Genomic DNA, 221 nt, shown 5'->3' on the forward strand with positions numbered 1-221 from the left:
CGCGGCCCCGACGGTGACCTGCGCGGCGTGGAAGCGGTCGTCGACAAGGACGCGACGTCCGCGCTCCTCGCCGCCGCGCTGGGCGCGGACGAACTCGTCGTGACGACCGGGGTCGAGCGCGTCGCCCTGGACTGGGGCACGCCGGACCGCCGCGACCTGGACCGGCTCGACGCGGCGACGGCCGAACACCTGCTGGCGGCGGGGCAGTTCCCCGAAGGCAG

At 76.9% G+C, this 221-nt stretch carries 1 pseudogene; it reads left to right on the forward strand.

Going from position 1 to position 221, the window contains the following annotated elements:
* A pseudogene (locus tag G3I40_RS37310) lies at nucleotides 1-221 on the forward strand (amino acid kinase); the annotation flags it as partial.

Origin of the sequence: Streptomyces sp. SID14478 (assembly GCF_010548525.1) — a bacterium.
Taxonomy (GTDB): Bacteria; Actinomycetota; Actinomycetes; order Streptomycetales; family Streptomycetaceae; genus Streptomyces.